This is a genomic window from Erythrobacter sp., assembly GCF_039988855.1.
Classification (GTDB): Bacteria; Pseudomonadota; Alphaproteobacteria; order Sphingomonadales; family Sphingomonadaceae; genus Erythrobacter.
This window is the reverse complement of the sequence record NZ_JBDXIY010000015.1, coordinates 898,543-913,809: the sequence shown is the minus strand read 5'-3', so window position 1 is coordinate 913,809 and position 15,267 is coordinate 898,543. Positions and strand designations below refer to the sequence as shown.

Annotated in this window: 17 protein-coding genes; 11 read left to right on the top strand and 6 right to left on the bottom strand. The window is 54.0% G+C overall.

The genetic code is table 11. The features are described 5' to 3' along the window. Positions 1-42: 42 nt before the first annotated feature. From coaD to ABJ205_RS07245, 3 genes are read right to left on the bottom strand one after another with little or no spacing between them, the layout of a single operon-like run. On the bottom strand, positions 43-555 hold the full coding sequence (coaD, locus tag ABJ205_RS07255) for a pantetheine-phosphate adenylyltransferase (protein WP_348155502.1): 513 nt from the start codon (positions 553-555) through the stop codon (positions 43-45). A 47-nt stretch (positions 556-602) separates the two neighbouring features. Further along, positions 603-1,502 carry a polyprenyl synthetase family protein gene (locus ABJ205_RS07250; RefSeq protein WP_348155591.1) on the bottom strand — a complete coding sequence of 300 codons (900 nt, stop codon included), beginning with the start codon at positions 1,500-1,502 and terminating at the stop codon, positions 603-605. 15 nt (positions 1,503-1,517) lie between these two features. Further along, positions 1,518-1,790 (bottom strand): exodeoxyribonuclease VII small subunit, encoded by a 273-nt coding sequence (locus ABJ205_RS07245; protein ID WP_348155503.1) that lies wholly within the window; start codon positions 1,788-1,790, stop codon positions 1,518-1,520. Between the two features lie 87 nt (positions 1,791-1,877). On the opposite strand from ABJ205_RS07245, the gene ABJ205_RS07240 reads away from it, so the two are divergent. Genes ABJ205_RS07240 through ABJ205_RS07215 form a run of 6 tightly spaced genes read left to right on the top strand, consistent with a single transcriptional unit; the run spans position 1,878 to position 7,213 of the window. After that, entirely contained in the window at positions 1,878-2,291 is a 414-nt protein-coding gene (locus ABJ205_RS07240) for a DUF2177 family protein (RefSeq protein WP_348155505.1), read from the top strand. A 44-nt stretch (positions 2,292-2,335) separates the two neighbouring features. Then, positions 2,336-3,010 carry a hypothetical protein gene (locus ABJ205_RS07235; protein WP_348155507.1) on the top strand — a complete coding sequence of 225 codons (675 nt, stop codon included), beginning with the start codon at positions 2,336-2,338 and terminating at the stop codon, positions 3,008-3,010. 15 nt (positions 3,011-3,025) lie between these two features. Further along, positions 3,026-5,266 carry a phosphoribosylformylglycinamidine synthase subunit PurL gene (gene purL / locus ABJ205_RS07230; protein WP_348155509.1) on the top strand — a complete coding sequence of 747 codons (2,241 nt, stop codon included), beginning with the start codon at positions 3,026-3,028 and terminating at the stop codon, positions 5,264-5,266. Next, a complete protein-coding gene (locus ABJ205_RS07225) occupies positions 5,251-5,592 on the top strand; it encodes a DUF6122 family protein (RefSeq protein WP_348155511.1) in 342 nt (113 codons plus the stop codon). The genes purL and ABJ205_RS07225 overlap by 16 nt, the downstream gene beginning before the upstream one ends. Continuing rightward, positions 5,592-5,999, top strand: a complete 408-nt coding sequence (locus ABJ205_RS07220) for a DUF3052 family protein (RefSeq protein ID WP_348155513.1) — start codon at positions 5,592-5,594, stop codon at positions 5,997-5,999. The genes ABJ205_RS07225 and ABJ205_RS07220 overlap by 1 nt, the downstream gene beginning before the upstream one ends. Next, complete coding sequence (locus ABJ205_RS07215; RefSeq protein WP_348155515.1) at positions 5,996-7,213, top strand: TCR/Tet family MFS transporter; 1,218 nt, start codon at positions 5,996-5,998, stop codon at positions 7,211-7,213. Before ABJ205_RS07220 ends, ABJ205_RS07215 begins: the two co-directional genes overlap by 4 nt. Here ABJ205_RS07215 and ABJ205_RS07210 read toward each other — a convergent pair. Then, on the bottom strand, positions 7,210-8,028 hold the full coding sequence (locus tag ABJ205_RS07210) for a Coq4 family protein (protein ID WP_348155516.1): 819 nt from the start codon (positions 8,026-8,028) through the stop codon (positions 7,210-7,212). The two genes, ABJ205_RS07215 and ABJ205_RS07210, sit on opposite strands and share 4 nt — an antisense overlap. 89 nt (positions 8,029-8,117) lie before the next feature. Between ABJ205_RS07210 and ABJ205_RS07205 the strand changes: the two genes are divergently transcribed. Then, the gene (locus tag ABJ205_RS07205) at positions 8,118-8,804 is read left to right on the top strand and encodes a nitroreductase family protein (protein ID WP_348155518.1); all 687 of its coding nucleotides are present in this window, start codon (positions 8,118-8,120) and stop codon (positions 8,802-8,804) included. A gap of 9 nt (positions 8,805-8,813) precedes the next feature. Here the strand turns inward: ABJ205_RS07205 and ABJ205_RS07200 are convergent, their stop codons facing one another. After that, complete coding sequence (locus ABJ205_RS07200; protein ID WP_348155519.1) at positions 8,814-9,641, bottom strand: Coq4 family protein; 828 nt, start codon at positions 9,639-9,641, stop codon at positions 8,814-8,816. 127 nt (positions 9,642-9,768) lie between these two features. Continuing rightward, entirely contained in the window at positions 9,769-10,668 is a 900-nt protein-coding gene (gene serB, locus ABJ205_RS07195; RefSeq protein WP_348155520.1) for a phosphoserine phosphatase SerB, read from the bottom strand. Here serB and miaA point away from each other — a divergent pair. The 4 genes from miaA (at position 10,661) to ilvC (ending at position 15,248) form a co-directional block, all read left to right on the top strand. Further along, a complete protein-coding gene (miaA, locus tag ABJ205_RS07190; protein ID WP_348155521.1) occupies positions 10,661-11,599 on the top strand; it encodes a tRNA (adenosine(37)-N6)-dimethylallyltransferase MiaA in 939 nt (312 codons plus the stop codon). The genes serB and miaA overlap by 8 nt on opposite strands. A 298-nt stretch (positions 11,600-11,897) precedes the next feature. Continuing rightward, positions 11,898-13,655 carry a biosynthetic-type acetolactate synthase large subunit gene (ilvB, locus tag ABJ205_RS07185; protein WP_348155522.1) on the top strand — a complete coding sequence of 586 codons (1,758 nt, stop codon included), beginning with the start codon at positions 11,898-11,900 and terminating at the stop codon, positions 13,653-13,655. Positions 13,656-13,667: 12 nt separating this feature from the next. Further along, the gene (gene ilvN, locus ABJ205_RS07180; protein ID WP_348155524.1) at positions 13,668-14,183 is read left to right on the top strand and encodes an acetolactate synthase small subunit; all 516 of its coding nucleotides are present in this window, start codon (positions 13,668-13,670) and stop codon (positions 14,181-14,183) included. A gap of 45 nt (positions 14,184-14,228) precedes the next feature. Further along, complete coding sequence (ilvC, locus tag ABJ205_RS07175) at positions 14,229-15,248, top strand: ketol-acid reductoisomerase (protein WP_348155525.1); 1,020 nt, start codon at positions 14,229-14,231, stop codon at positions 15,246-15,248. Positions 15,249-15,267: the final 19 nt, after the last annotated feature.

Below are 15,267 nucleotides of genomic sequence, written 5' to 3'. Positions count from 1 at the left end.
TTCAATGAATGAGTACGCTTTCCCGCACAATCTCATCGCTTTCTAATAATCACCTTTGCGGCCGATTTCTGCGACGCGCGAATTGACCTCACCTTTAACATCGGCGCTCACAAATGGAGTTATATCGCCGCCATAAAGGGCGATTTCTTTAACAAGCTTGGACGCAATCGGTTGAAGCGAAACATCGGCCATCAAGAAGACGGTTTCGATCTTCTCGTCCAGCTGTTGGTTCATGCCTGCCATCTGATACTCATATTCGAAATCCGCCACGGCGCGCAGACCCCGAATGATTACATTGGCACCCATTTTGTTTGCAAACTTCACGAGCAGTGCATTGAAGCCCACGACCTTTACATTCGTAAGACCCAGTGCCTGCACCTCGCGTTCGACCATCGCAAAACGCTCTTCGGTTGAAAACATTGGGTTTTTGGACGGGTTTGTGGTGACGCCGATAATCAACTCATCAACCAACTTTGCCCCGCGCCGAATAATATCGGTATGACCCAAAGTGATTGGATCAAATGTGCCGGGGTAGATCCCGATGCGCTTAGTCATGAGAAATTGCTCCTAAATGTGCCGGGTCTTATTGCCTGACTTATCATTTATCTGTCCCGCTCCACAATAAACCGCGCCAAAGCACGCAAGGTGTCGGCTTCTGAGCCATGCGAACTTAAGTGTCCGATGGCCTGATCGACCAATACCCGCGCTTGTTCGCGCGCTTGATCGACGCCCATCAACGTAACAAAGGTTTGTTTGCCTTGGCCCTCATCCTTGCGCAGTGCCTTGCCCGCTAATTCTGCATCGCCTTCGACGTCAAGCAGGTCATCCGCAATTTGGAATGCAAGACCAATGTCGCGTGAATAGGCCCTCAGTTGCGCGCGGCCTTCGGCTGGCACTTTGCCTAGCACGGCGCCCATTTCCACTGAGCAAGAAAGCAACGCCCCGGTTTTCAATTGCTGGAGCCGCGTGATAGCTTGAAGATCATATCTGACGCCCTCCTCGTCAGCGACCATATCCATCATCTGTCCCCCGGCCATTCCGTTCATACCGCTGGCCGCTCCGAGCGTCGCAATCAATTCGCTCCGCACAAAAGGGTCAGGGCTGGTGCCATGATCGGCTAGGATTTCGAACGCGAGCGCATGAAGAGCATCGCCTGCAAGCACAGCAGTCGCCTCGTCATAGGCATGATGCAATGTTGCCTTGCCATGGCGAAGATCATCGTCATCCATACAAGGCAGATCGTCGTGGATTAGCGAATAACAATGGATCGCCTCGATTGCTGCGCCCGCGCGCAAAGCAGCAGTGCGATCGACGCCGAAAAGCTCAGCTGTCGTGACCAGCAATAAGGGCCGAACCCTTTTGCCGCCCCCAATGGCAGCGTATCGCATCGCTTCAACAAGGCGAGAACGTGTGTCTGAAGGCACTGGCAAAAAGGCGTCAAAAACCGAATCGATTTCTGATTGAACGCGTTTCAAGCCATCTTGGAGCAGGTCACCGTCCATTCCGACAAGGCTCACCTATTGCCCTCCATCAAGCGGAGCTGTGCTGCTCGGCGCGCCAGCACTGCCAGTAACAATTTTTTCAATCCGCGCCTGTGCGCTGTCGAGCCTATCTTGGCATGCCGCACGCAATACCTCGCCGCGTTCGTAAAGCGCAATGGATTGGTCAAGTGGAACATCGCCGCGCTCCAACTGCGTGACAATTTCCTCAAGCGCGGTGAGCGCCTGTTCAAAGCTCATTTGGTCGATTTGCGGCACATCAGAGGCGCCTGCAGTGTTTCCCTGATCCATAGGCTTGAGCATTGACGCTGAGCGCTCGCCCGGTCAAGTGCTTGGTCTCAAGGCCCTGCTCTAGCCCAGCAAAAGTAAGGATTGGTCATGACCAAATATTTGATCGCGTTTCTATGCGCTGCAGTGATTTTTGGTGGTCTCGATGCGATGTGGCTGAATTGGGCAGGCCCTAATCTCTACATCCCTAACATCGGTGAACTCATGGCCGAAAACTTCAATGTAAGAGCAGCTGCCGTATTCTATGTCGCCTATCTTTCGGGTATGATGTGGTTTGCGATCCGGCCGGGTCTTGAAAGCGGTGATGTAAAGAAGAGCCTTTTGAACGGGGTACTGCTGGGCGCCCTTTGCTACGCGACTTTTGATCTCACCAGCCAAGCGGTATTCAAGGTATGGGCCACAAAGGTGACTGTGTTTGATATCTTCTGGGGAGCATTTGCGACGGGCACCACCAGTACCCTTGCATGCTGGATCGCATTGCGCTTCACACACGAAGCAAGCTAATACAGACTAACTAAAAACAAAAACGGGCGGCATTCGGGGCAATCATGTTTATTGGTCATTTCGCACCAGCTTTCCTTGCAGCGGCAACATATTCACGTGGGCCAAAGCTTGCGACATATTTTGTTGCGGCGCAGCTTGTTGATTGGGCCTTTTTCGCATTGGCAATGGTTGGCATCGAACAGATGCGAATTGATCCCAATGCAACCGTGATGGTTCCATTTGATCTACATTATATGCCGTACACTCACAGCTTACTTGGTACAGGTTTGTGGGCGCTGACCTTCGGAATTGTGATCGCGATTTGGTATCGCGATACCATTGCGGGGCTCCTTATTGCGTGCGTCGTGGGATCACATTGGGTGCTCGATTGGCTTACGCATCGCCCTGATCTTACGCTTGCTGGCGGAGAGAAAACCTACGGCTTTGGCCTTTGGAACCATCCAGAGATCGCTATGCCGCTCGAGATCGGGATCACACTTGCCGCATTTCTATTCTATATGAAGAGGTCGCGGGGTCCGATTTTTCAACCCCTCATTCTTCTGGCTGCTCTTTTTGCCATGCAGGCAATCAATTGGTTTGCCCCTCACCCAACGGAGGCGAGCCTATTTCTTTACATCCAAGCGCTGTTTGCCTTCGGGGTGGTAACATTGTTGGCCATGTGGGTGGGGAAGAATCGCTATTTTACCCAGAGAGGCGGGTTGGCGGCGGCGAGCCTCTAGCTTATGGGGTCGCGCATGAGCGAAATTACCCCAGAAGTTGTCGAACAGCATGGCCTCTCTCCTGAAGAGTACGAACGCGTACTGGCAGGTCTTGGCCGCGAACCCAATTTGGTCGAGCTTGGCATATTCTCGGTCATGTGGTCCGAGCATTGTTCATACAAGTCATCGCGCCTTCATCTGAAAAAACTGCCGACTGAGGCGGATTGGGTGATTTGCGGTCCCGGTGAGAATGCGGGTATTATCGACATTGGTGATGGCCAAGCGGCAATCTTCAAGATGGAGAGCCACAATCACCCCTCTTATATCGAACCTTATCAAGGCGCGGCGACAGGGGTCGGCGGGATTTTACGCGACGTGTTCACCATGGGCGCGCGTCCCGTTGCCAATATGAATGCCTTGCGTTTTGGTCGCCCCGATCACCCAAAAATGAAGCACCTTGTGCAAGGCGTGGTCGCCGGCATTGGCGGTTATGGCAATTGTGTAGGCGTACCCACAGTCGGCGGTGAGACAAATTTTCATCCGGCCTATGATGGTAACATCCTTGTGAATGCCATGACCGTTGGAATCGCCGATACGGATAAGATCTTCTATTCGGCCGCCACCGGTGTCGGAAACCCGATCGTTTATGTCGGCTCTAAGACCGGCCGCGACGGTATCCACGGCGCGACCATGGCGAGCGCGGATTTTGAGGAAGACGCAGAGGCCAAACGTCCAACCGTTCAAGTGGGCGATCCTTTCACTGAAAAGCTACTGATCGAGGCATGCCTTGAGCTGATGGCAACAGACGCCATCGTTGCAATTCAGGATATGGGCGCAGCGGGCCTCACCTCTTCCAGCGTCGAAATGGCAACCAATGGCAAGGCGGGCATCCGCCTCAACATGAACAAGGTCCCCTGCCGGGAAGAGGCGATGACGCCTTACGAAATGATGCTGTCAGAGAGCCAAGAGCGCATGCTTATGGTTCTCAAACCCGGCAAAGAAGAGATGGCCGCGGCGATCTTTGAAAAATGGGAACTCGATTTTGCTGTGATCGGCGAAGTGACCGACACGCGGCATATGGTATTGGAATTTGATGGCGAGGTCGTCTGCGACATCCCACTTGGGCCTCTGGCAGCTGATGCGCCTGAGTATGATCGCCCTTATATTTCCAAAGACGAATACGCGTCTTGGGCGGGTATCACACCGATGAAGGACGCGCCGGACACTCAAGACCCGGGCGCGGATCTCTTGAAACTGCTCGCTTCCCCTAATCTCGCCTCGCGCGGTTGGATCAGCGAGCAATATGACAGCCAGGTCATGGGCGACACTCTGCAAACGGGCGGCGATGCCAGCGTGGTCCGCGTTCATGGCACCGATAAAGCCCTGGCGATTAGCACCGATTGCACACCGCGTTATGTTTATGCAGACCCCTATGAGGGCGGCAAACAGGCGATTGCAGAGGCATATCGTAATATCTGTGCGGTCGGTGCACGGCCTTTGGCTGTTACAAACTGCCTCAACTTTGCCAACCCGCAGCGGCCCGAGATTATGAGCCAATTTGTCCATGCGCTTGAAGGTATGGGCGATGCATGCCGCACGCTCGATTTCCCAATCGTGTCCGGCAATGTCAGTCTCTATAATGAGAGCAAAGCCACCGGCGGCGGCTCTGCGATCCTGCCAACCCCAGCTATTGGAGGCGTAGGCATATTGGAAGACGCATCGAAGATGGTAACCCCCGCCTTCAAAGCAGAAGGCGACGTGATCTATCTTATTGCACCCGAATTCTGGGCCAAGCCTGATCCCACCCGCTCTCATCTTGGTAAATCGCTTTGGCTTGATGTGGTCAAAGGGCGCGATGAAGGCCGTGCTCCACCTGTGAATTTGGCCCTTGAACTGGGTGCAGGACAGATTGTTCGCAAGCTCATCGACGCCGGCCTACTTAGTGCGGTTCACGATCTTTCGGATGGCGGTCTTGCAGTAGCGTTGGCTGAAATGGCTATGTCCGGCGGTCTTGGCGCTGAGGTTTCGGCAAGCGATGCTTACACCGCCGCACAATGGTGGTTTGGCGAAGATCAAGCGCGCTATGTCGTGACCGTTTCGGCGGCAACTGCTCACGCGTTCAACACCATGGTCGCCGAAGGTCCAGACATTGACGAGGCAGAAATGGTTGGCTTCACTCGCATCGGAACAGTAGGCGGTGACAACCTCCTTGGGATTTCACTTGAGGAAATGCGCAACGCTCACAAAAGCTTCTTTGCCGAATGGATGGAAGCATAGAGCATTTACAACCCATTTTGCATTATGGCGGCCATTGGCTTGCGCCGCTCTTGATTGCTTGGGTTGTTTACCGCACCGATTGGAGACGTTTCGGCGCTGTCATGGTTGCCAGCAATGTGATCGATATTGATCACCTGTGGGCGGTCCCAATCTTCGACCCTGAACGTTGCTCTATCGGCTTCCACACTTTCCATGGATGGGAAGCTGGGATCGTCTACCTCGCCCTACTCCTTGTCCCGCGCTGGTGGGCGCGGGCTTTTGGAGTGGGCGCTTTGTGGCACCTGTGTGTGGACTATGGTGATTGCGTTATGCAAAGCACCTTGTGATGACCGCTGGCTATTCTGGAACTCCCCTCGCAAAGAAGCTCACCCTTCGCCATGGACAGCGGTGTTGGTTTCTAAACATGCCCGGCACAGTCAGGGAGGAGATCGAGGATTATGGCCTCGAATTGGTCATCGTGGGCGAACCCGAAGAAGGGACGGAAGCGGTTCATATCTTCGTCACTGACGGAACCAAGCTCGCCAATCATCTCGCAAAACTTCGGACATTGATAGCAAAGGATGGTCAGGTTTGGGTAAGCTGGCCCAAGAAAGGATCAGGCATGGAAACCGCGCTTGATCAAGGGGCAGTCCAAAGGCTTGGTCTGGATGCAGGGTTTGTAGATATCAAAAAATGTGCGATCGATGAAATTTGGTCTGGTCTTAAATTCGTGATCCCGAAGGTTGACAGATGACCGATCAGCGCCCCGCCTCGACCCTCATTTTTGTCGCCTTCATCGTTTTTGTCGACATGGTGGGGATGGGTCTCATCATTCCCGTGATGCCAGCTTTGCTCGAAAGCATGACCGGGGCAGGCGAAGAAGCAACCGCGCAAATCGGTGGTTGGCTGCTTTTTGCATACGCCATTATGCAGTTCATCTTTGCGCCGATAGTGGGCGGCATTTCAGACCGATATGGACGCCGTCCTGTCCTTTTGGTCATGCTGTTTCTGCTTGGCATCGACTATGTAATCATGGCGCTTGCACCTGATCTTTGGTGGCTATTCGCTGGCCGCCTTTTATCCGGGATAATGGGCGCAAGTTGGACCGCCGCGAACAGCTGCGTCGCGGACATCGTCAGCCCAGAAGAACGCGGCAAGTATTTCGGGATTTTAGGTGGAGCGGGCGCCAGCGGTTTCATCTTTGGACCTGCGCTTGGCGGAATGCTGGGAGAGATTTCCGTGCGCCTCCCATTCTTTGCCGCCGCTGTCCTTGCAATCGGCGGATCGATTGTGGGCTACTTTATCTTACGCGAAACCCTGCCCAAAGATCGGCAGCGCAGCTTTTCTTGTGCAAGAGCAAACCCTCTGGGAACTCTTATCCAAATGGCAAAAACACCCGTCGTCATAGGCTTTATCACCGTGATTTTCTTTATGCAGCTCGCGTCTCAATCCACCTTCACGGTTTGGGCCTATTTCAACCGGTTTCAATGGGGATGGTCCGAGTTTGAGCTGGGCCTCAGTGTCGCGCTTTACGGCCTCCTGCTTGCGCTCGTCCAAGGCGTGCTGACCGGCAAAGTCGTCACCCGCTTTGGCGCGAAACGCACCAGCCTTTATGGGCTTTTGCTCGGGATGCCATCATTCCTGATCTTTGCCTTCGCCAGCGCGCCATGGATGATGATCGTTGGTATCTTTGTTGGCTGTCTGTCGGGAATGGCCTTCCCTGCCCTGCAGCAAATGATGAGTGAGCGGATTTCCGAAGACGCACAGGGCGAACTTCAAGGCGCAATCGCCAGCGCGATCAGCGTGACTTCAATCTTTGGCCCTGTGGTGATGACAACCACGTTTGGTCATTTTGCCGATGGTGAAGGCGTATTTTTCCCCGGCGCACCATTTGCCCTATCGGCAGCCATCGGAGTGGCCGCCATTTTGGTGCTCGCGTGGAACCTTCGCCGGGTAAAAGAGACTTAGGCAGCCTGCGCTTGTGGCTCTTTGCTCGACAAATCGAGTGCGTCCTCGGCAAAGCCTTCTTCTTTCAACTGGGCGAGACATTCCCGGTAAATCATAGCCGGCTTAATGCCCAAACGCGCGCGCGCTTTGTCAATGTCTTCGCGCATCAAAGCTGTCACATCGAGATGCGCCAACTTCGCTGCTGCTTTACCATTACGCCGACCTTCACGAACTGAGGCGTAAAGCGGTGCCTTGGTCCCAGTCATTTTCTTGATCTGATGCGCCCCTGCATAGGCGATGAAGAAGACACCGTTATTGTGGTTCTGCGAATAGCTAAAGCCAAGCAGTGACGTCTCACCCAAGGCATCGCGGCCATATCCGGTTAGGACATGGAAAAGATCATGCGTGTCGCGCAGACGATCAAAATACCACTGCGTCAAATCCTGCGGCAAAGCTTCGGGCGGCGCCCATTTATGGCTTTCATCGACAAGCCCTTGAGCCGTCAGCCCCTCGCGCTCCATAAAGCGGATATAGTGCTTGCCCACGCTGTTGTCGGGCAAGTCAGCCCAGCGGGCATGGTCATCGAGCATGGGAGGAATGACCGCTTGCTCGCGCATCAAGAGCTGGCCATCGGCAGACTTGATAAAGTCCCAAGCTTGGCGGTGGGATTTCTTACCCTTTGTTGCCTCGATAATGTGAAAGACCTGTTCTGTATCCTCTTTGTCCTCGATAAGCTTTCCATAGTGATGGAGCACTTTCAAAGGGCGAAACCCTGACACAACGCGCTCGGGCGCCACCAAAGGTAAATCCAACAAGGACATATCCGTCTGGGCCATTTTTCTCTTCCTCCTGCACACCATACTAACAAGCATGTCAGTTAAATGTCCACTAGCCTTCGGGTCCAAAAATTTGGATAGAGCTACTCATGCGTAATCATGAAACTATACCTTACTCGCTTGCGGCGCTCTCAGATGAAGAGAGTGTGGCCCGTGCCCGTTCCGTACGTGACCGACTGAAAGAGCGTCGCACATGCCGATATTTCTCGGAACAGGATGTCCCGCGCGAAGCAATTGAAGCCGCCATTGAAGCGGCCGGCACTGCGCCCAATGGAGCGAACCACCAACCATGGCACTTTGCGGTCGTCTCCTCTCCCGATAAGAAACGCTCCATCCGCGAAGCTGCTGAAGCTGAAGAGCGGCGTTTCTATGGCGCTGATGGAGACAAACCCAAAGCGAGCGACGAATGGCTTGGCGCGCTCAAAGATCTCGGCACAGATGAAGACAAGCCTTTCCTCGAAACCGCTCCGTACCTCATCGTCGTCTTTGCACAGCGCAAGGGCGGTATCGAAGAGGACGGAAAGACGCAAAATTATTATGTCAATGAAAGCGTCGGCATCGCTTGCGGCATGCTGATCACGACTTTGCACGAGGCAGGCTTGGCCACCCTCACCCACACACCTTCGCCCATGGGTTTCTTACGAGATGCATGTGAGCGCCCAGAGTGGGAAAAGCCGGTGATGATTGTGGTAGTCGGACGACCAAGCGATGACGCGAGCGTTCCCGCCCATGCATTACTCAAAAAGCCGCTGAGCCAGATCGCAAGCTGGCTCTAATCAAAGACCCTAAGCCGCAATCGCTTCACTAGTTTCGTTTTCGCTGGCGAGCAGGTCGTAAGGATCAATTCCTTCTTCTGCCCAAATATGGTGGCATTCCCGGTATTGCGTGGGCTCTGGAATATTGAGCGTCTTGCGCACTTCGTCGACAGGCTGCTTCAAAAGCTCGCGGATCGATTGTTCAATCATCGGCGGAGCACCGCAACCTGTGGCCTTGGCTTGACGCACTGCGCCCATGACCGGGGCTTTTGACCCCCAGATCATCTTTTTGATATTGGCGGAACCCGCATAACCAATCAGCAAATGGCCTTGTGTTGGCGCTTGACCATGTGTGAAGAGCAGAACGCATTGTTCACCCAGAGCATCGCGGCCATAGCCGGTAAGGACGTGGAAGAGGTCATGCGTGTCCCGTGAGCGCTCACTATACCACTGCACCAGATCATTGTATTTCGGGCGACCCAAACGGTCACTTTCCGCTACAAGACCCGCAGCTGTCAGCCCTTCGCTTTCCATAAAATCGCAATAAGCATGCCCTAGCGAACCTTTCGGCGTTTTGCGCAGCTCTGCATGATCGTCGAGGATTTCCGGAAGACTTGGCTCAGATGAGCGGAGGAATTCTCCGCGCGGCGAAAGCATCAATTCTTGCACGCGAGGCAAAAAGTCATTGGACGGCAGCGATTCGTAGATTTTGAAGACCAGGCTGGTGTCTTCCTTGTCTTTCATAAGGAGCCGGAAGTTCTTTATCGCACGGGGCAATGAGTAGCGAGGCTCAGGGCGCTCTGGATCGCGCAGGACAGTGCCGTCGTTTGCGAAAATTTGAGAATAGGCTGTGGTCATCACGCGCTGCTCTTGATTGGTTCGGATTTAGGCAAGCTCTAACGCTCTCTACTTACAATTGTGTAAATAACGAAATAGGTTCCCTTTTGCAACCCTATTACTGAACTTTTCAGAAGCGCCGACTGCTTCACCCGGTTTCCCAGTCCTTTTCAGGGATCCCCAATAAAGAAAGCAATGCAGTCAAATCTGGTTGATCGACCCGGCCATTGGCCATGTCACGGGCTTTCGGCTTTGCCCGGTAAGCAAACCCATAATGCGCCGCTTCGATCATAGGGATGTCGTTCGCTCCATCACCGGTTGCGAGCACGCGAGTGCCCTCCCCCAATTTCGCTGCTTCTTCGCGCAAAGTTGCCAACTTCGTATTCGCATCAGAGATCGGTCCGTCTAGCAGTCCCGTTAGCTTGCCTTTGGCCACACCAAGCCGGTTGCCAACGACACGATCAAATCCAAGCCATTCAGCAACACGGTCTGCGAAGTGGTGAAATCCACCTGTTACCAAAACGGTCCGAGCGCCATGCGCTCTCAAAGTTTGCGTCACCGTCCTTGCGCCCGGCGTAGGAGAGATACGCTCTGCCAAGCATTGATCAATCGCCTCCTCTCCAAGATCCTTAAGAAGCCCAACCCGCTCAAGCAACGCGGTTTCGAAATCGAGTTCACCCTGCATCGCGCGTTCAGTGATGTCGGAGATTTTCTCTTTCAAGCCAGCAAAGTCGGCGAGCTCATCGATACATTCCTGCTCGATCATCGTCGAATCCATGTCGGATATGAATAACCGGGGAAGCTGAACCTCGTGGCTGGTGATCAGATGATCACATCCCGGAAAATGCGTCTCCAGGACATTCGAGACCAACCTCACCTCGTCCGTGTCAAAGTGCATTTCCAGCACATGTGGGACTGCTGAAAGAGGCTCCACGAAGACAGCGCGCACGTCCGCGCCGACCTGCGAAGTCGGTGCCAATCCGCGCATCATTTCGTCAACACGTGTTTTCCAATTCAGATTGTCTGCTATCAGACGCGCGATGAGCACTAAAAATTCTCCTTCGGACACCGCTTCCACACGGCCAGTTTGGCTCATTGCAGGGCCAACCGCGAGCGGCAAGAGCGCATCTGCGCTAACCTTGGCAAAAGCGCTTGGAAACAAAGGTCAGTCGGGCGTGATTATCAACGCCGATAGCATGCAAGTTTATGCGGACATTCCGGTCCTTTCCGCCGCGCCTTCAAAAATTGACCTCAAGCATTGCGAACATCGGCTCTATGGAACGTGGGACGGCGCAGAGGCGTGTTCCGCGGCTGATTGGGCAGCTCGGGCGAAGGCTGAGATCGAAGAAGCGCATGCGGCCGGCAAGACACCGATCCTCGTGGGCGGCACCGGTATGTACCTCAAAGTTCTGATCGAAGGTATCGCGCCTATTCCAGAAATCGAAGTTGAAGTGCGCGAACAAGTGCGAGCAATGGACACAGCAGATGCCTACGCCGCTTTGCAAATTGAAGATCCGCTGCGCGCTGACGTATTGGAGCCGGGTGATAGCCAACGGATAGCACGGGCATTAGAGGTGAAGCGCTCTACGGGAGTGACACTGGCCGATTGGCAGCAAGCCAAGTCTGGCGGCATTGGCGAAGAAGTGACCTTGCACCCGGTCATTCTCATGCCAGAGCGGCAATGGGTCTATGATCGGTGTGACATGCGGTTTGCCAAGATGCTGGATGATGGGGCCATAGAAGAGGTGGAAGCATTGCTTGCACGTGAGCTTTCGCCCGATCTTCCTGTGATGCGGGCCATTGGTGTCCCAGAAGTTGCATCTCTCATTCGCGGTGAGATAACCCGAGAGGAGGCAATTGCAGCAGGCGGTCAATCAACCCGGCAATATGCCAAGCGTCAGTTTACATGGCTGCGCAATCAATACCCACCTGAATGGTCGCGGATTGCACCTGATGATATTTCGTCATTGCTACCATAAATGTAATATAATTACCCAAATAATTGTTGACTTAATATTTTCTGTGGCTAATTCGGCCTTTGAAAGGACCGAGCTATCGCTTGGCTCCTAATCAATGAGCCGCTATAGCCACCGGGTCACGACCAAGGCCGATTGGCGGTGTGACTGGACACAAACATATAGGTTTTGATCATCATGGTACTTGTCATTCTAGTTGAGAAATCCGGCTGATCGGGATCTATTATTGATGACCTGACCGGCCCGATGCGAACACGCAGCGGGCTTTTTTTTTGGTCATTGTATTTGGGAGTAAGAACACGTGGGACAGCGCTCAGGAGCGGCCCTTTTGATGGAATGCCTGATCGAACAGGGTGTCGAATACGTATTCGGCTATCCTGGCGGCGCGGTGCTCCCCATCTACGACGAGCTTTTCGGCGACGACCGCATTCGCCACATCCTTGTCCGGCACGAAGCAGGTGCTGCCCATGCTGCGGAAGGTTATGCGCGTGCGACCGGCAAGCCGGGAGTGGTGTTAGTCACCTCTGGTCCCGGTGCGACGAACGCTGTGACCGGTATTGCCGATGCTTGGATGGATTCGATCCCAATGGTTGTGATCACGGGTCAAGTTCCCTCCAGTCTTATCGGCACAGACGCATTCCAAGAGGCCGATACGGTCGGCATCACCCGTCACTGTACCAAGCATAACTACTTGGTGAAGGACCCAGCAGAACTTGTCGCGACAGTGGAAGAAGCCTTCCGCATCGCCACCACGGGCCGCCCTGGCCCGGTTGTGGTCGACATTCCAAAAGATGTGCAAATCGCGGTTCCATCGGAAAGCCGGGACCATGTAACGCACCACGGCTCGCACCGTTATTCTCCGCAAATGGTTGCCTCTGCTGAGCAAATTGCAGAAGCGATTGAACTTATATCTCAGGCTGAAGCTCCGATCCTCTACACCGGAGGCGGCATTGTTAACTCTGGGCCCCACGCTTCAGAATTGCTTCGCAAATTTCAGAACCTGACCGGAGCGCCCACAACATCCACCTTGATGGGTCTTGGGTGTTTTCCCAATACTCACCCCGATTGGTTGGGCATGTTGGGAATGCACGGAACCTACGAAGCCAATTTAGCGATGAATAAATGCGACGTGATGGTTTGCATTGGCGCGCGCTTTGATGACCGTGTGACAGGACGGCTCGACGCCTTTTCGCCAGACTCAAAGAAAATCCATATCGATATCGACCGCAGTTCGATCAACAAGACAGTGCCGGTTGATCTCGGTATCGTCGGAGATTGCGCGAGCGTTCTTGAACAACTCATTGAAGCATGGGGTGATCGCGAAGCCCAAGACCTTAGCGAATGGAAGGCGCGTGTCTCCGGATGGCGCGCGCGCGAATGTTTGACCTATCCAGAAGTGTCAAAGGCCGACGCAAGCGCAATCATGCCGCAAAAGGCGATTGAGCGGCTCTATGCCCTCACCCACGAGAAGTCTCCCATCATCACTACCGAAGTGGGTCAACACCAGATGTGGGCCGCGCAATATTTCGGCTTTGACAAACCCAATAAGTGGCTGACGTCTGGTGGTCTTGGGACGATGGGTTATGGCCTTCCCGCAGCCATCGGCGCGCAAATGGGCAATCCAGAATCCCTCGTCATCGACATAGCTGGAGAAGCATCAATTCAGATGAATATTCAAGAGCTTGGGACGGCCTCTCAATACCGTTTGCCAGTCAAAATCTTCATCTTGAACAATGAATATATGGGCATGGTCCGCCAGTGGCAGGAGCTGACCTATGAAAGCCGCTATTCCAACAGCTATTCCGAAAGCCTCCCTGATTTTGTGGCACTGGGTGAGGCTTACGGTTGGAAGGGCATTCGCATTACGGACAAGGACGATCTCGATGCTGGAATCCAAGCCATGCTCGACTATGACGGCCCCGTGATCGTCGATTGCTGTGTTGCCAAGGATGCGAACTGCTTGCCGATGATCCCCTCGGGGGCCGCTCACACTGAAATGCTGCTATATGGCGACGCGCACGAAGGCACGATGGATGATGAAGCGAAGGCGTTGGTTTAGGACACGACACCCATGAAAATTCAAAGCACACAAGGCGAGCGCCACGTTTTAACCATTACGGTGGACAATGAACCCGGCATTCTCGCCAAGATCACCGGCCTGTTTACCGCGCGCGGTTATAATATCGACAGCTTGACCGTGGCGGATATCTCTGACGATCATGCGGTGAGCCGGATAACGATTGCTACTCACGGACCGCCCGAGGTCATCGACCAGATCGAGGCGCAATTGGAGCGTCTTGTGCCGGTTCATAAAGTCACCGATCTCACCGCTGCTGGCCCGCATGTAGAGCGCGAGCTTGCTCTCGTAAAAGTGGCAGGGACAGGCGACAAACGGGTCGAAGCCCTGCGGATTGCCGACGTTTTTCGCGCGAATGTGGTCGATACCACAACCGAGAGCTTCGTTTTCGAACTTACAGGCGCACCGGACAAGATCGACAGCTTCATCGCGTTGATGCGCGACATTGGCCTTCAATCGGTTGGCCGGTCTGGCGTGGTCGGCATGATGCGCGGCAACCACAACGCTTAGACAGCTCCAATTTCTGACTTAAAATACAATTCAAAGGGATCACCCATGAAAGTCTATTATGATGCCGATGCCGACCTTGGCCTCGTCAAATCAAAGAAAATCGCGGTACTCGGTTATGGTTCGCAGGGCCACGCCCACGCTCAGAACTTGCGCGACAGCGGCGTTGCAGAAGTTGCGGTTGCCCTTCGTGAAGGATCGGCAACAGCGAAAAAGGCCGAAGAAGCGGGCTTCAAAGTGCTTTCAAACAAGGAAGCGGCCGCTTGGGCAGACATACTGATGATCCTTGCACCTGATGAACATCAGGCAGCGATTTACGCCGATGACATCCATGGCAATATGAAGCCCGGTTCCGCGCTCGCTTTTGCGCACGGACTTAACGTCCACTTTGGTCTTATCGAAGCGCAAGACGACATCGACGTCATCATGATCGCTCCCAAAGGCCCTGGCCACACCGTGCGCAGTGAATATCAACGCGGCGGCGGTGTCCCCTGCCTAATCGCCATCCATCAGGACGCGTCAGGTGCAGCAAAAGACGTCGCTCTCGCTTACGCAAGTGGTGTTGGCGGCGGTCGTTCCGGCATCATTGAAACCAATTTTCGCGAAGAATGTGAAACCGATCTTTTCGGTGAGCAAGCGGTTCTGTGCGGCGGGATCACCCACTTGATCCAAGCCGGCTTCGAAACTCTGACTGAAGCTGGTTACGCCCCTGAAATGGCGTATTTTGAATGTCTCCACGAGACCAAGCTGATTGTCGATCTTCTCTACGAAGGCGGCATCGCAAACATGCGCTATTCGATCTCGAATACTGCGGAGTATGGCGACATCACCACGGGACCGCGTATCATCACCGAGGAAACGAAGAAGGAAATGAAGCGCGTCCTTGATGACATTCAATCGGGCCGTTTCGTGAAAGACTTTGTTCTCGACAACCGCGCAGGCCAGCCTGAACTCAAGGCAGCCCGCAAACGTGCAGAAGCGCATCCAATCGAGAAAACTGGCGCAGAGCTTCGCGCGATGATGCCGTGGATCAGTGCCAACAAGCTGGTCGACAAAGCGAAAAACTAAGACCAAAGCGGGTGGTGTG

Bases quoted from the DNA above. Each gene is read 5' to 3' on its own strand.
- ABJ205_RS07200 (WP_348155519.1), bottom strand. From the start codon at position 9,641: ATGACCACAGCCTATTCTCAAATTTTCGCAAACGACGGCACTGTCCTG.
- ABJ205_RS07205 (WP_348155518.1), top strand. From the start codon at position 8,118: ATGCGTAATCATGAAACTATACCTTACTCGCTTGCGGCGCTCTCAGAT.
- ilvN (WP_348155524.1), top strand. From the start codon at position 13,668: ATGAAAATTCAAAGCACACAAGGCGAGCGCCACGTTTTAACCATTACG.
- ABJ205_RS07225 (WP_348155511.1), top strand. From the start codon at position 5,251: ATGGATGGAAGCATAGAGCATTTACAACCCATTTTGCATTATGGCGGC.
- ABJ205_RS07250 (WP_348155591.1), bottom strand. From the start codon at position 1,502: ATGGACGGTGACCTGCTCCAAGATGGCTTGAAACGCGTTCAATCAGAA.
- ABJ205_RS07245 (WP_348155503.1), bottom strand. From the start codon at position 1,790: ATGGATCAGGGAAACACTGCAGGCGCCTCTGATGTGCCGCAAATCGAC.
- ABJ205_RS07240 (WP_348155505.1), top strand. From the start codon at position 1,878: ATGACCAAATATTTGATCGCGTTTCTATGCGCTGCAGTGATTTTTGGT.
- ilvC (WP_348155525.1), top strand. From the start codon at position 14,229: ATGAAAGTCTATTATGATGCCGATGCCGACCTTGGCCTCGTCAAATCA.
- ABJ205_RS07235 (WP_348155507.1), top strand. From the start codon at position 2,336: ATGTTTATTGGTCATTTCGCACCAGCTTTCCTTGCAGCGGCAACATAT.
- ABJ205_RS07210 (WP_348155516.1), bottom strand. From the start codon at position 8,028: ATGGCCCAGACGGATATGTCCTTGTTGGATTTACCTTTGGTGGCGCCC.
- ABJ205_RS07220 (WP_348155513.1), top strand. From the start codon at position 5,592: ATGACCGCTGGCTATTCTGGAACTCCCCTCGCAAAGAAGCTCACCCTT.
- coaD (WP_348155502.1), bottom strand. From the start codon at position 555: ATGACTAAGCGCATCGGGATCTACCCCGGCACATTTGATCCAATCACT.
- miaA (WP_348155521.1), top strand. From the start codon at position 10,661: ATGAGCACTAAAAATTCTCCTTCGGACACCGCTTCCACACGGCCAGTT.
- ABJ205_RS07215 (WP_348155515.1), top strand. From the start codon at position 5,996: ATGACCGATCAGCGCCCCGCCTCGACCCTCATTTTTGTCGCCTTCATC.
- purL (WP_348155509.1), top strand. From the start codon at position 3,026: ATGAGCGAAATTACCCCAGAAGTTGTCGAACAGCATGGCCTCTCTCCT.